Origin of the sequence: Bordetella genomosp. 5 (assembly GCF_002261475.1) — a bacterium.
GTDB lineage: Bacteria > Pseudomonadota > Gammaproteobacteria > Burkholderiales > Burkholderiaceae_B > Bordetella.
The window spans coordinates 460,939-475,253 of record NZ_NEVN01000013.1 but is presented as its reverse complement, the minus strand read 5'-3'; the positions used below and the strand labels follow the sequence as shown (position 1 = coordinate 475,253).

The 14,315-nt window shown below is 68.3% G+C and carries 14 protein-coding genes and 1 riboswitch; of the genes, 8 read left to right on the top strand and 6 right to left on the bottom strand.

The features are described from left to right. Positions 1-14: 14 nt before the first annotated feature. Positions 15-1,868, bottom strand: coding sequence for a biosynthetic-type acetolactate synthase large subunit (gene ilvB, locus CEK29_RS23130; RefSeq protein ID WP_094859434.1), 1,854 nt, complete (start codon positions 1,866-1,868; stop codon positions 15-17). A gap of 94 nt (positions 1,869-1,962) precedes the next feature. Between ilvB and CEK29_RS23125 the strand changes: the two genes are divergently transcribed. From CEK29_RS23125 to ribB, 3 genes are all read left to right on the top strand, one after another. Then, positions 1,963-2,445 (top strand): Lrp/AsnC family transcriptional regulator, encoded by a 483-nt coding sequence (locus CEK29_RS23125; protein ID WP_094798125.1) that lies wholly within the window; start codon positions 1,963-1,965, stop codon positions 2,443-2,445. A 188-nt stretch (positions 2,446-2,633) separates the two neighbouring features. Further along, positions 2,634-3,149 (top strand): SET domain-containing protein, encoded by a 516-nt coding sequence (locus CEK29_RS23120; RefSeq protein WP_094798124.1) that lies wholly within the window; start codon positions 2,634-2,636, stop codon positions 3,147-3,149. Between the two features lie 94 nt (positions 3,150-3,243). Beyond that, positions 3,244-3,403, top strand: a riboswitch (FMN riboswitch). Between the two features lie 111 nt (positions 3,404-3,514). After that, complete coding sequence (ribB, locus tag CEK29_RS23115; protein ID WP_094859433.1) at positions 3,515-4,207, top strand: 3,4-dihydroxy-2-butanone-4-phosphate synthase; 693 nt, start codon at positions 3,515-3,517, stop codon at positions 4,205-4,207. A gap of 48 nt (positions 4,208-4,255) precedes the next feature. On the opposite strand, the gene CEK29_RS23110 is transcribed toward ribB, so the two are convergent. The 5 genes from CEK29_RS23110 to CEK29_RS23090 all read right to left on the bottom strand — a co-directional run bounded on the left by CEK29_RS23110 (position 4,256) and on the right by CEK29_RS23090 (position 8,135). Further along, on the bottom strand, positions 4,256-4,747 hold the full coding sequence (locus CEK29_RS23110; RefSeq protein ID WP_094798705.1) for a nucleoside 2-deoxyribosyltransferase: 492 nt from the start codon (positions 4,745-4,747) through the stop codon (positions 4,256-4,258). Between the two features lie 98 nt (positions 4,748-4,845). Further along, complete coding sequence (locus CEK29_RS23105) at positions 4,846-5,298, bottom strand: nuclear transport factor 2 family protein (RefSeq protein WP_094859432.1); 453 nt, start codon at positions 5,296-5,298, stop codon at positions 4,846-4,848. Positions 5,299-5,393: 95 nt separating this feature from the next. Next, the gene (locus CEK29_RS23100) at positions 5,394-6,005 is read right to left on the bottom strand and encodes an NAD(P)-dependent oxidoreductase (RefSeq protein ID WP_094859431.1); all 612 of its coding nucleotides are present in this window, start codon (positions 6,003-6,005) and stop codon (positions 5,394-5,396) included. Between the two features lie 129 nt (positions 6,006-6,134). Further along, positions 6,135-7,061, bottom strand: coding sequence for a 2-dehydropantoate 2-reductase (panE, locus tag CEK29_RS23095; protein WP_094859430.1), 927 nt, complete (start codon positions 7,059-7,061; stop codon positions 6,135-6,137). A 66-nt stretch (positions 7,062-7,127) separates the two neighbouring features. Next, positions 7,128-8,135, bottom strand: coding sequence for a DedA family protein/thiosulfate sulfurtransferase GlpE (locus CEK29_RS23090; RefSeq protein ID WP_094859429.1), 1,008 nt, complete (start codon positions 8,133-8,135; stop codon positions 7,128-7,130). 299 nt (positions 8,136-8,434) lie between these two features. On the opposite strand from CEK29_RS23090, the gene CEK29_RS23085 reads away from it, so the two are divergent. From CEK29_RS23085 to CEK29_RS23065, 5 genes are read left to right on the top strand one after another with little or no spacing between them, the layout of a single operon-like run. Then, complete coding sequence (locus CEK29_RS23085) at positions 8,435-9,463, top strand: BMP family protein (protein ID WP_094798118.1); 1,029 nt, start codon at positions 8,435-8,437, stop codon at positions 9,461-9,463. Then, positions 9,460-10,989: an ABC transporter ATP-binding protein gene (locus CEK29_RS23080; RefSeq protein ID WP_094859428.1), complete on the top strand. Its 1,530-nt coding sequence runs from the start codon at positions 9,460-9,462 to the stop codon at positions 10,987-10,989. Before CEK29_RS23085 ends, CEK29_RS23080 begins: the two co-directional genes overlap by 4 nt. Then, a complete protein-coding gene (locus CEK29_RS23075) occupies positions 10,986-12,059 on the top strand; it encodes an ABC transporter permease (protein ID WP_094798116.1) in 1,074 nt (357 codons plus the stop codon). The genes CEK29_RS23080 and CEK29_RS23075 overlap by 4 nt, the downstream gene beginning before the upstream one ends. 10 nt (positions 12,060-12,069) lie before the next feature. Further along, entirely contained in the window at positions 12,070-13,020 is a 951-nt protein-coding gene (locus CEK29_RS23070; RefSeq protein WP_094798115.1) for an ABC transporter permease, read from the top strand. A 16-nt stretch (positions 13,021-13,036) separates the two neighbouring features. Further along, a complete protein-coding gene (locus CEK29_RS23065) occupies positions 13,037-14,314 on the top strand; it encodes an amidohydrolase family protein (RefSeq protein ID WP_094859427.1) in 1,278 nt (425 codons plus the stop codon). The last annotated feature ends 1 nt before the right edge of the window (position 14,315 follow it).

Below are 14,315 nucleotides of genomic sequence, written 5' to 3'. Positions count from 1 at the left end.
TGCCCGCGCGCGTTTCACGCGGTGTCGTCTTCGTACCAGTTATCGGCCGACAACATCATGCGGTGATGGCCCATGCCCGCCGGCATCATCGGGAAGCAGTTTTCCTGGGCCGTGACGGTCACGTCGAGGAAGTACGGGCCGTCGTAGGCCAGGCAAGCCTCGAGCGCCGCATCGAGTTCGTCGGGATGCTCGACGCGCGCCGCGCCCCAGCCGAAGGCCTTGGCGAGCGCAACGAAATCCGGCAGCGAGGCGTTGTAGCTATGGCTGTAGCGCCCGCCATGGATGAGTTCCTGCCACTGGCGCACCATGCCCATGTAGCCGTTGTTGCACAACACCACCTTGACCGGCACGTCGTGCTGCATGGCGGTGGAGAGCTCCTGGATGTTCATCAGCACCGACGCATCGCCGCTCACGCACACCACGGTGCGATCCGGATGCGCGACCTGCGCGCCGATCGCGGCCGGCACGCCATACCCCATCGTGCCCGCGCCACCCGAGGTGAGCCACCGGCCCGGCGCATCGAAACGCAGGTATTGCGCGGCCCACATCTGATGCTGGCCCACGTCGGTGGACACGATCGCGTCGCGATCGGCCAGCGCGGCGTTCAGGCGCGACATCAGGTGTTGAGGCAGGATGGCATCGGCAGCGGGCTCGTAGGCCAGGCAATCGCGAGCGCGCCAGGCATCCACGCGGCGCCACCAGTCGGCGAGACGCTCGGCAGGCAGCGGCACGTCGCGCAGCTCATCCTGCAGCGCCTGCACCAGCGTGAGGCAGTCGCCCACCAGCGCGGCGTCCACGCGCACCACCTTGTTGATGGACGCCGGATCGATGTCGAGATGCACCTTGCGCGCATGCGGGCAGAACTCGGCCAATTTGCCGGTGATGCGGTCGTCGAAGCGCGCGCCCACGCAGACCACCAGATCGGCGTTGTGCATGGCCAGGTTGGCTTCGAGCGTGCCGTGCATGCCCAGCATGCCGACGAACTGCGGGTCGGAGGCGGGGAACGCGCCCAGGCCCATCAGCGTGAGCGTGCACGGCGCGCCCGTGGCGCGCACGAGTTCGGTAAACGCGGCACATGCGGCCGGACCAGAGTTGATCAGGCCGCCCCCGCCATAAAACACGGGCCGGCGGGCCTGCGCGATCAGCGCGGCCGCGCGGCGCACGGCCCCGGCCGGCACGCGGGCGGCGGCCTTGCCGCTCTGACGCCGCGCCCGCAGCGCCGCCAGTTGGCCACGGGCGAGCGCGCCGGCTTCGTCCTGCGGATCCACGGCAGGGGAGGCGAGCTGCACATCCTTGGGGAAGTCGATCAGCACGGGCCCCGGACGGCCCTGGCGCGTCAGCCCGAAGGCGCGGCCCACCACGGTCGCCACGTCGTCGACGCTGCGGATCTGCGTATTCCACTTCGTGACCGAGCGCGAGATCCCGATGGCGTCGCACTCCTGGAAGGCGTCGGTGCCGATGGCGGCGGTGGCCACCTGACCGCTCACGCACAACACCGGGATCGAATCGCACATGGCGTCGAGCAGGCCCGAAGTGGTGTTGGCCATGCCCGGGCCCGAGGTGACGAACACCACGCCGGGCCGGCCGGTGGTGCGCGCATAGCCCTCGGCGGCGTGCACGGCGGCCTGCTCGTGGCGCACCAGCACGTGCCGCAGCCGCGGCTCGGCATACAGTGCGTCGTAGAGCGGCAGCACTGCGCCGCCGGGATAGCCGAATACGGTATCGACACCCAGCTCGATCAGGGTATCGAGCAGAATGCGGGCGCCATTGAGCGGGCGCTCGACCGCCGTGGCGGGGGAGTCAGAGGCCTCGGCGGGGTCGAGGGCGGCAAGGGCGTGGCTGTGCAGACGATCATTCATGTTGACCATCTTAGGGGGATATTAGAAGAATTTTTATCTTCTTTTCCATGAAATCCCCCGATCCGCAGTAAATTGACCTTTTGATTCGCGGATTCAAAGAAAAATGCACCTCGACAAGTTCGACCTCGCCATTTTGCGTGCCCTGCAAGACAACGCGCGGGCCAGCCTGAACGAGATCGGCGCGGCCGTGGGCCTCTCGTCCACGCCGTGCTGGAACCGCATCAAACGCATGGAAAGCGCGGGCGTGATCCGCGGCTACACGGTGGACCTCGATCCGGCCAAGCTCGGTTACACCGATACGGTCATCGTGCATGTCACGCTGGAGAGCCACAGCGAAGAAACGCTGTACGAATTCGGCCGCGCGCTCGCCGACATTCCCGAGGTGCTCGAAGCCTTCCTGGTGTCGGGCGATTACGACTACTACATCCGCATCGCGGTGCGCGACACGCGCGACTACGAACGCCTGTTGCGCCAGCGGCTCTATCGCATTCCCGGCATCCGCCACAGCAAATCCTGCTTCGTGCTGCGCAGTCTGAAGGAAACCCGCCTGCCGCTGCTCGAGCCGCCCACCGCACCGGCGGCCTGAACGCGCCGGCTGCGGCAAACGACAGCGCGACGGCAGCGATCGAGGGGCGCTTATCTGCGGCGCCGATTATGACAACGCGTGACGCGGACGCGCCGATATAATGGCGCGCTTGTGCGGTCGCCACGAGCGATCGCGACCTGCGCCACACACGCGCCCCATGCGCGGCGCGCCCCTCGAGTCCATCGCCCATGACCACCGAGAGCATCAAACCCTGGCACGTCGTGCGCCGCTCGAAACTGCACGGCAACGGCGTGTTCGCCGCCCGCAAGATCCCCGCCGGCACCCGCATCATCGAGTACGGTGGCAAGCGCATCAGCGCGGCGGAGGCCGATCGGCGCCACCCCACCAATCCCGACGATCCTTTCCACACGTTCTTCTTCTCGTTGAGCTCCGGCAAGGTGATCGATGGCGGCGACGAAGGCAACGATGCCCGCTGGATCAATCACTCCTGCGAGCCCAACTGCGAGTCGCAGGAGGGCACGCACGGCAAGCGCGTCTATATCGTCGCGACGCGTGACATCCCGCGCGGCCAGGAGCTCTTCTACGACTACGGGCTGGTGCTCGACGGCAAGATCACCAAGTCCCTCAAGGAAGGCTACAAGTGCCTGTGCGGCGCGCCGTCGTGCCGTCACACCATGCTGGCCCTGCCCAAGAAAAAGAAAAAGAAAAAGCAGGCCGAGGCCGCGGCGGACGCCGCCGAGTAAGCACGCCCCCGCCCCTCGCGCCGACGCGGTTATTGCAGCCGCGGCGCGGCAGCGGCGTACAATGGCCCCAGCCGCGACACATCGCGGTCATGCAGTACGTCTTCAGGGCGGGGCGAAACTCCCCACCGGCGGTAGGCCGCGCAATGCGGCGAGCCCGCGAGCGCCCGGCACGATTCTCACGGATCGCGCCGGGGTCAGCAGATCTGGTCAGATGCCAGAGCCGACGGTCACAGTCCGGATGAGAGAAGATGTGCCGGCACAAGAATCCCTTGCGGACGGCGGCTTGCCGTGCGCGAGCCATTGCGTCGGCTGTCATGTAGCCCTGAAACGTTTTTCGCCCTTTTCCTTTTAGCGAGAGCGTTTCAATGTCCCACCCCCAAGGTAATACCCCCAGCCCCCTGTACGCGCAGCCGTTTTCCATCCGGCTCGAACGCGCGCTGCAGCATCTGCGCATCGGCCGTCCCGTGATTCTCATGGACGACTTCGACCGCGAAAACGAAGCCGATCTGATCGTCGCCGCCGACAAGCTCACCGTGCCGGTGATGGCGCAGCTCATCCGCGACGGCAGCGGCATCGTCTGCCTCTGCCTGCCCGGCGAAACGCTCGATGCCCTCGAGCTGCCCGCCATGGTCACGCGCAACCAGAGCCGCTACAGCACGGCATTCACGGTCTCGATCGAGGCGCGCGAAGGCGTGAGCACCGGCGTCTCTGCGCTCGACCGCGTCACCACGATTCGCGCCGCCATCGCGCCCGACGCGCAGCCGACGGATATCGTGAGCCCTGGCCATGTGTTTCCGTTGCGCGCGCAACCGGGCGGCGTGCTGTCGCGCCGTGGTCATACCGAAGGCTCGGTGGACCTCGCGGTGCTGGCGGGTCTGCGCCCGGCCGGCGTACTGTGCGAACTGATGAATCCGGACGGCACGATGATGCGTGGCGCCGCGCTCGAACGCTACGCGGCCGCACAGGGCCTGGTGGCGCTGACCATCGCCGAGCTCGTCGAGTACCTGGGCGCACGGGCCGAGCAGGGCGCCGACGCCCGGCAGGCTCTGGCGGTCTGATCCGAGCGATTCGTATGAACCTGCCGGCGCGGCGCGCCGGCAGGAGCCTCAGGCGGCGGCCGCGATGCGGCGCAGGCAGGCCCGCGCGTCGCCCACCACCACGCGTGCGCTCTGCGCCAGCATGAGATTGAGCGAGTGGCCGAAGTCCTCGACCGTATAGCCCTCGGTATCGATATGCTGGTCGCCCACGCGGCGCACGCTCACCTGTTCGATCAGCGTGGCCTCGCGCGATGTATAGGCCCAGACGGGCTTGCCCAGCGCAACCGCGTACCCCACTTCGAATACCGTGCCCGAGTCCGGCTCGTGACCCCGGAACGGGTTGAGGTTGGCCATCACGAGGTCGGCGCGCCGGATGAGCGTGACGTTCTGACGATAGATCCACGCCGCCGCGGCGGCGCCTTCCAGCCCTTGCGGCAGCGTGTTGTCGAGGGGGTACAGCCCTTCGAAGCCATACTCCCGACACAGGGCCTTCAGGCGTTCGCCATACGATTGGGCGTCGGGCCGGAACACATCGAATCCAGCAAGATAGATACGGCGCATATACATCACTCGGTGTCGGTCGGAGGCGGGTCGGAATCCTGAGAAGTGAGCGTCACGGGGCGCATGTGGTCGGGAAACGTCGTATCCATCGCGCCCCCTCAGAACACGCCGTTGCGATTCGCAGCCACGTCGGGGATGTCCTGACTCACGTCCCAGTGTTCGACGATCTTGCCGTTTGCCACGCGGAAGATATCGATGACCGCGGTGCCGCGCTCTTCGGGCGTGGGCTTCCAGTGGTTGTGCACCACCACGAGGTCACCCTCGGCGATCACGCGCTTGATATCGGCGGTCGCCTCCGGATGCTGCTCGAAAAACGGCACCAGAAACTCGGTCAGCGGCCCGACGCCTGCGGCGAGATAGGGATTGTGATGGACGTAGCGGGGGTCGACATAACGCGCCATCGCCTCTTCCACCTTGTGCTCCTGGAACAATAGGCGGAAGTACGCGAGCACGGTTTCCTTGTTCTGCTGCGGGCTTTGCGCAAAGCCCGGGGCCGCGGCCGCCAGGCTGGCGGCGGCGAGCACGGAAAGGATCAGCGATTTGAACTTCATTCGGACAGAGCGCCACCAAGAGGGATGGCAGCCCAGTGTACCGAGAATCGGCCGGCGCCACGCACCGGCCGTATGCGGTATTGCCGCGCTGGCGATCAGTACGCCACGGTGAAGCGCTGGCGCGAGTGGCGCGGCTGTTCGAGCTCGTCGACCAGCGCGATGGCGTAGTCTTCCATCGAGATCGCGCTGTGGCCCTCGGCGTCGACCAGGAGCTGATCGCCGCCCACGCGGAACGTGCCCGTGCGCGTGCCCGGCTCGAAGTGCGCGCCCGGCGACAGGAACGTCCAGTCGATGTCCGACTCGCCGCGCAGCACCTGCAGGAAATCGGCGCCGGCGCCGGCCTCGGCCTTGTACTCGGCCGGGAAATCCGGCGAATCGATCAACCGCTTGCCCGGGGCGATCTCGAGGCTGCCCGCGCCGCCCACGACCAGCAGGCGCGGCACGCCAGCCTGGCGCACGGCGGCCAGCACCGGCTCCGCGCCCAGCGTAATGAAACGGCCGCTGCTGATGACGGCGTCGGCGCCGCGTATGAGGGCCGCCAGGGCGGCCGGATCGCTGGCGTCGCCGGTCGCGAGCTCGAGACCGGAGCGCGCGGGCAGGTCGGCCGGCTTGCGCGAAATACCCACGACTTGATGATTACGACGCAACAATTCGTCTGCCAGGCGGCTGCCGACGCGTCCGCTGATACCGATGACCGCAACTTTCATGAAGGAACTCCGTTCGTGCTGGCGCCGCAGGGAAGAGGGCGCCGAGGAGTTCCATGCTATGCCCGGCCGCGGGGCCGGCCTAGCCCCGCGCGACAGACAAACTATTGCATGAAATGGCCGAATCGACGCTCAGGCGGCAGTGCGTTGTGCCTGGTAGACCTGCAGATGCGCGTAGGCCACGCGCAGCAGCGGCGTCGCCACGCCGAGCAGGCCGGCGCGATGGATCATGTCGCCCACGATGTGGTCGGCCTCGACCCGCAGGCCCTGGCGCAGATCGCGGAACATCGACGCGGTCATGGGCTGCTGGGTGTCGGTCAGGACCGACAGTGCCTGCTCGTCGGCCGCCGGGCGCACCGGGTGGCCGGACGCCGCCGCCACCTGCTGCGATTCGCGCAGCAGTTCGCGCAGGAACACCGCGCCATCGGGCTGCGAGCAGATCTGGCCCACGCTGCCGCGCATCAGGCAGGTGGAGGCGGCCAGCGTCGTGAGGAACACGTATTTTTCCCAGATGTCCTGGTAGATCTCGCTGCTCAGGCGGCAGTTGAAATCCGCCTTCGACAGCACGGCGTCGAGCGCCAGCGCGCGCTCGCTGCGCGGCTCGCCGGCCCGCTCGCCGAACACGAGGTTGGCGTGCTGACCCATGTGGATCACTTCGCCGTCTTTGCCCAGCGTGGCGTTGATCTGGCACAGGCCGCCATACACGCGATGCGCGCCGAACTCGCCGTCGAGCACGTCGTATTGCAGTACGCCGTTCATGATGGGCAGGATGGCCGTGTGCTCGCCCACGGCGGGGCGGATCGCGTCGACCGCGCTCTGGAGGTCGTAGGCCTTGCAGCTGAGGATGATCGCGTCGTAGCCGGGCTGCAGCTCGCTCGCGGTCACGGTCTGGACCGGCACCACGGCATCGCCGCGCGGGCTCTGGATGCGCAGGCCTTCGGCACGCAGGCGCGCCGCGCGCGCGTCGCGCACCAGAAACGTGACGTCGGCGCCCGCTTGAGCCGCACGACCGCCGAAGTAACCGCCGGTGCCGCCGGCGCCCAGAACCAGAATACGCATGTCTACCACCTTATGAAGTCCGCGACGGATGCGCGGATGAAACGCGGATTATGCCGCCACAAGCTGTCAACGCGCTTGAGGGCGGGTCGTGTCGTCATCGCCGGGCAGCTCAGCCACACTGACCACGACCGCCGCGTCGGCGCCCGCAGCAGTGGTGAGGGTGCTCCAGGCATCGTAGCCACCGCGCAGCGCCCAGATGCGCGTATAGCCCGCCGCACGCAGCCGCGCGGCCAGCCGGGCCGCCGAGATCTCGTTGGGGCAGGCGCAGTACACGACGACGGGCGTGTCGGCGGGCGCGGAATCCGCGGCCAGCGTCAGGCCGTCGAGCGGGGCCCGCAGGTCGAGCGAGATCGCGCCCGGGATGCGCGGCACGGCGTCACCGCTGGCCTCGGGGCGCACATCGATGATGACCGGCGTACGCCCGTCGGCACGCCACTGCAGCAGGTCTTCGACCGACAGGCGCGGAATCACGCGCAGCGCGCGCAGCAGCACCCAGCGGCGCAGCGTTTTCCAGATCAGGTAGAGCGCCAGCAGGGCGGCCAGCACGCCCAGGCCCCATGCACCGTAACGATCCAGGCCGTCGAGGATATCGCTGACGATGCTCGAAAACAGTGCGCCCACGAGCAGCGCCGATCCCGACCAGATCAGCGAACCGGCCAGATCGAACATCAGGAATCGGCGATAGGGCGTGCCCGTCAGGCCGGCCATCACGGTGGCCAGCGCGCCGGCGCCGGGCAGAAACTTCGACACCAGCAGCACCCGCGGCCCCACGCGCACATACAGGCCCTGTGTCTGGCGGATGCAGGAGTCCTGCGACAGCGAGAGCTTGCAGACCAGGCCCAGCAGACGGCCGCCATAACGGCGGCCGGCGAAGTACCAGGCCGAATCCGCGAGCAGACAGGCCAGGGCGGCGGCCAGCCAGGCCGTGATCCATCCGCCCGCGCCCCCGGCGACCGCGCCGGCCGCGATCAGCATGGGATAGGCGGGCACGGGCAGGCCGGCCTGCTCGACCAGCACATTGAAGAATACGAGCCAGCTGCCGTACTCCTGCAGCAGCGTCAGGATGTCTTGCATGGGAAAACACCGGGGTTCTGGGCAAGAGGCATTCTAGGCCGCGCGGGGCCCGGGAGCGGTAACAGCCCTGATCGCGTGTCGGGCCCGCGCCAGTGGTCAAGGCACCGTGCCGGTGCGTACAATTCCCCCTTGTGGTGCCCGGACGGGTGCCCGCGCCCCCCGATGCAGCACGGCTCGCGCCCCGCCGCCGGGCGTGGCGATGGCATACATATTGCTTTTAAGAACGCAGGCAGCCGCCGGCCATTTTCCGGCCCGGATCCGGCCCACCTGCTTCTCTCTCTCCCATAGGAAATCCTTCGATGACTCTCTCGTCTCTTTCCCGCGCGCCGGGCATGGCGCGCCGTGGCCTGCTCAAGCTGGGCATGGCCGTCGGCCTCGTGCTGCTGGGCGCCACCGCGCAGGCCCAGGCCCCCGCCAAGACCAAGGTCGCGGCGATCTATACGGTGCCGGTCGAGCAACAGTGGGTGTCGCGCATTCACAAGGCCCTGACGGCCGCGAAGGACAAGGGCGAGATCGATTACGTCTTCTCCGAAAACGTCACCAACGCCGACTACGAGCGCGTGCTGCGCCAGTACGCCGAGCAGGGCAACAACCTGATCGTCGGTGAAGCCTTCGCCGTCGAGGCCGCCGCGCGCAAGGTCGCCAAGGACTACCCCAAGACCGCCTTCCTGATGGGCTCGTCGGGCAAGCCCGCGCAGCCGAATTTTTCGGTGTTCGACAACTACATCCAGGAACCCGCCTACCTGACCGGCATGATCGCCGGCGGCCTGAGCAAGTCGAACCAGATCGGCCTGGTCGGTGGCTATCCCATTCCGGAAGTGAACCGCCTGATGCAGGCCTTCATGGAAGGCGCCAAGGAGACCAATCCCAACGTCACCTTCACCGTGACCTTCATCGGCTCGTGGTTCGATCCCCCGAAGGCCAAGGAAGCCGCCTTCGCCATGATCGACAAGGGCGCCGACGTGCTCTACGCCGAGCGCTTCGGCGTGTCCGATGCCGCCAAGGAACGCGGCAAGCTCGCCATCGGCAACGTGGTCAACACGCAGGCGCAGTACCCCGAAACCGTGGTCGCCTCGGCGCTCTGGAACATGGAGCCCACCATCGAGAAGGCGCTCGCCAAGGTCAAGGCCGGTGATTTCAAGGCTGAAGACTACGGCCAGTATTCGATGATGAAGTACAAGGGTTCGGAACTCGCCCCGCTCGGCACGTTCGCCGGCAAGGTGCCCGCCGAGCTGATGGCCAAGGTCGAAGCCAAGCAGAAGGCCATTCTCGACGGCAGCTTCACCGTGAAGGTCGTCGACAGCGAACCCAAGTCGACCGCCAAATGAATGACGCTGCATTCGCCCTCCGCCTTACGGGGGTGACCAAGCGCTTCGGCAGCCTGACGGCCAACGACGACATCTCGCTCTCGCTGCGCGCGGGCGAGGTGCTGGCCCTGCTGGGCGAGAACGGCGCCGGCAAGTCCACGCTGGTCTCGATCCTGTTCGGTCATTACGTGGCCGACGCCGGACGCATCGATGTCTTCGGCCAGCCGCTGCCGCCGGGCCGCCCCGACGCGGCGCTGGCGGCCGGCATCGGCATGGTGCATCAGCACTTCACGCTGGCCGACAACATGACGGTGCTCGACAACGTCATGGTCGGCACCGAATCGCTCTGGAAATTGGCGTCGGCCCGCAAGACCGCGCGCGCCAAGCTCGTCGCGCTGGGTCAGCGTTTCGGGCTGGCCGTCGATCCCGACGCCCGCGTCGGCGCGCTGTCGGTCGGCGAAAAGCAGCGCGTCGAGATTCTCAAGGCGCTCTATCGCGGCGCGCGCGTGCTGATCCTCGACGAGCCGACCGCCGTGCTCACGCCGCAGGAATCGCAGGCGCTGTTCGACACGCTGCGCGGTTTCGTCGCCGACGGCCTGGCCGTGATCTTCATTTCGCACAAGCTCGACGAAGTCATGGCCGTGTCGCAGCGCGTGGCCGTGCTGCGTCAGGGCAAGCTCGTGGCGGAACGCGACACCGCGTCCACCTCGGCCGCCGAGCTGGCCGAACTGATGGTCGGCCGCAAGGTCGTCATGCCGCACGCGCAGGCCGTGCCTGCCACCGAGCAGGCGACGCCGGTGCTGCGCCTGGCCCAGGTCACGGTCCGCGACAACGCCGCCGCCGTGCCGCAGCTCGATGCCCTCGACCTCACCGTGCACCAGCACGAGATCGTCGCCATCGCGGGCGTGGCCGGCAACGGCCAGCAGGCCCTGGTGTCGGTGCTCACCGGCCTGCGCCAGCCGGCCGATGGCACGATCCGCCTCGGCCCCGAAAGCGCGCCCGCGCCCGCCACGCCGGGCGGCTGGACCGCCGCCGGTGTCGGCCGCATTCCCGAAGACCGCCACCACGAAGGCGTGCTGGGCGACAGCCCGCTCTGGGAGAACGCCATCGTCGAAGATCTCGACGACCCGCGCTTCGCCCGCTTCGGCGTCATCCGCGCCGGCGCCGCGCAGGCCTATGCCCGCGATCTGGCGCAGCGCTACGACGTGCGCGCGGCCTCGTTGTCGGTGCGCACGCGCAGCCTGTCGGGCGGCAACATGCAAAAACTGATCCTCGGGCGCGCGCTCACGCGCGAGCCCCGCCTGATCGTCGCGGACCAGCCCACCTGGGGTCTGGACATCGGCGCGGTCGCCTACGTGCGCGAGCAGCTGCTGGCCGCACGCGCACGCGGCGCCGGCATCCTGCTGGTCTCCGAAGACCTCGAAGAGATCTTCGCGCTCGCCGACCGCATCGCGGTCCTGTGCGGCGGGCGGCTGGTGGCCGACAAACCGGTGGATCAATGGACGCCCGCCACCGTCGGGCTGGCCATGACTGGAGCTTCAACATGAGTTTTATCCTGGAGCGGCGTAGCGAACCCAGCCGCTTCGCGCTCGCGGTCGCGCCCCTGGCCGCGATCGCCTTCACGCTGCTCGTCTGCACGCTGCTGGTGGCCTGGGCCGGCGCGCCGGTCGGACGCACCTACGCGCTGCTGTTCGACGGCGCGTTCGGCTCGCGCTTCGCCTTCTCCGAGACGCTCACGCGCGCCACGCCGCTGATGCTCACGGGCCTGGCCTGTGCGGTGGCGTTCCGTGCGCGGCTGTTCAATATCGGCGCCGAGGGCCAGCTCTACATGGGCGCGCTCGCCGCGGTCGCCGTCGGCGGCCTGCATGGCGGCGTCGGCCTCGACCTGCCGGTGCCCGTGCTGTTCGCGGGCATGCTGCTCGCGGCCGCGCTGGCCGGCGCCGTGCTGCTGCTGATCCCCGCCATCCTCAAGTCGCGCCTGGGCGTCGACGAAGTGGTCACCACGCTGCTGGGCAACTTCATCGTGCTGCTGTTCGTGTCGATGATGCTCGACGGGCCCATGAAGGATCCGATGGCGATGGGCTGGCCGCAGTCGGTGGCGCTCAACAGCGATCTCGAACTCGGCAAGCTGATCGAGCGCACCCGCGCGCATACCGGCCTGCTGTGGGCCGCGGGTCTCGCGATCGCGCTGTGGCTGATCAATCGCTACACCGTGTTCGGATTTCAGATGCGCGCCGTGGGCTCCAACGCCCATGCCGCCCGTTTTCTGGGCCTGCCGGTGAGCCGCGTAATGCTCTGCACCGCGATGCTGTCCGGCGCGCTCGCGGGCCTGGCCGGTGCCATCGAAGTGGCCGGCCGCACCAGCTACGTCACGCTGGATATGTCGCCGGGCTATGGCTACACCGGCGTCGTGGTCGCCATGCTGGCCGGCCTGCACCCGTTGGGCGTGATCGCGGCCAGCGTGTTCGTCGCCGGCATGCTGGTGGGCGCCGACAGCATGAGCCGCGCCATCGCCGTGCCCAATTACATCGCCGACGTCATCGTGGCGACTTCGCTGTTGTCCATGTTGGTGGCAACGCTGTTTGCGCAGTATCGCGTGCGCCGCAACCCCGCTTGAGGACCGAGTCATGGAATGGATGGATCTACTCGGCTCGGCGGCGTTCTGGATCGCGGCGCTGCGCCTGGCCACGCCGCTGATTCTGGGCACGCTGGGCGTGCTGCTGTGCGAGCGCGCCGGGGTGCTGAACCTCGGCATCGAAGGCATCATGGTGGCCGGCGCCTTCACCGGCTGGCTCGCCGTCTACCTGGGCGCGCCCCTCTATGTAGGCGTGCTGGCGGCCGCGCTGGCCGGCGCGGTGTTCGGGCTGCTGCATGCGGTGCTTACCGTGCCGCTCGGCCTGTCGCAACACGTCTCGGGCCTGGGCGTGACCATGCTGGCCACCAGCCTGAGCTACTTCGCCTATCGCGTCACGTTCCCCAGCGTGACCACGCCGCCCACCATCGTGCCGTTCGCGGAGATGAAGGCGCTCGCCGGGATCCCGTTGATCGGGCCCGTGCTGGCGGGGCTCACGCCGATGACGCTGCTCGCGCTGATCGCGGTGCCGCTCGTCGCCTGGCTGCTCAATCGCACGCCGGCCGGTCTGGCGCTGCGCATGGTGGGCGAGAACCCGGCGGCTGCCGAAGGGCAGGGCCTGTCGGTCACGCGGCTGCGCATGAGCGCGATCGTGGCCGGCTCGGCGCTGATGGGCGTGGCGGGCAGCTTCCTGACGCTCTCCGCGTTCAACGCTTTCTTCTTCAACATGGTCAACGGCCGCGGCTGGATCTGCGTGGCCCTCGTGGTGTTCGCCTCGTGGCGGCCGGGCAAGGCGCTCATCGGCGCACTCGTGTTCGCCTTCTTCGACGCCATTCAGTTGCGCCTGCAACAAGCCGGCGCGGCCCTGCCCGGCCTGCCCGAGCTGCCATATCAGGTCTACCTGATGCTGCCCTACATTCTGTCGATCCTCGCCCTGGTGATCGTGGCGCGCCGCGCTGCCTATCCCCAGGCGCTGATGAAGCCCTATCGCAAGGGCGAACGCTGACTCACCGGAATTTCTCATGTTCGATCTCATCATCAAACAGGCCGTGCTTCCCGACGGCCGTGGCCCGCTGGACATCGGCGTGCGCGCCGGCCGCATCGCCGCCATCGAACCGCAGCTCACGGCCGACGCCGCCGAAGTGCTCGACGCGCGCGGCCAGCTGGTGTCCACGCCGTTCGTCGACGCGCACTTCCACATGGACTCGACGCTGTCGTACGGCCTGCCGCGCGTGAACCAGTCGGGCACGCTGCTCGAAGGCATCGCGCTGTGGGGCGAGCTCAAGCCCATGCTGACCCAGGAAGCGCTGGTGGAGCGCGCGCTCGCCTATTGCGACTGGGCCGTCGGTCGCGGCCTGCTGGCGATCCGCAGCCACGTCGACGTCTGTGATCCGCGCCTGCTCGCGGTCGAGGCGCTGCTGCACGTGCGCGAACAGGTCAAGCCCTACCTCGACCTGCAATTGGTGGCCTTCCCGCAGGACGGCGTGCTGCGCGCGCCCGGCGCACTCGACAACCTCAAGCGCGCACTCGACATGGGCGTGGACGTGGTGGGCGGCATTCCGCACTTCGAGCGCACCATGCAGGACGGCGCCGAGTCGGTGCGCATCCTGTGCGAGCTCGCCGCCGAGCGGGGGCTGCGCGTCGACATGCATTGCGACGAAAGCGACGATCCGCTCTCGCGCCACATCGAATCGCTGGCGTATCAGTCACAGCGCCTGGGTCTGCAGGGCCGCGTCACGGGCTCGCACCTGACCTCGATGCATTCGATGGACAACTACTACGTCTCCAAGCTGATCCCGCTGATCCGCGAAGCCGGCGTGGCGGCCATTGCCAATCCGCTCATCAACATCACGCTGCAAGGCCGTCACGACAGCTATCCCAAGCGCCGCGGCATGACGCGCGTGCCCGAGCTGCTGGCGGCCGGCGTGCCGGTGGCATTCGGCCATGACTGCGTGATGGACCCCTGGTACAGCCTCGGCGGTGGCGACATGCTGGAGGTCGCGCACATGGGCCTGCACGTGGCACAGATGACGGGCCGCGAAGGCATGCTGGCCGCATTCGACGCCGTGACCCGCACGCCGGCCGCGATTCTGGGTCTGGACGACGTGGGCCTCGAAGTGGGCAAGCGCGCGGATCTCGTGCTGCTTCAGGCGGGCGACCCGGTGGAGGCCATCCGGCTGCGCGCCGCGCGCCTGGCCGTCATCCGCGCCGGCCGCATCATCGCGCGCACGGCGCCGGTGCAAGCCGAGCTGGCGCTGCCCGGCCGCCCGGCCTCGGTCGACTTCCGTCTGCGCCGCTAAG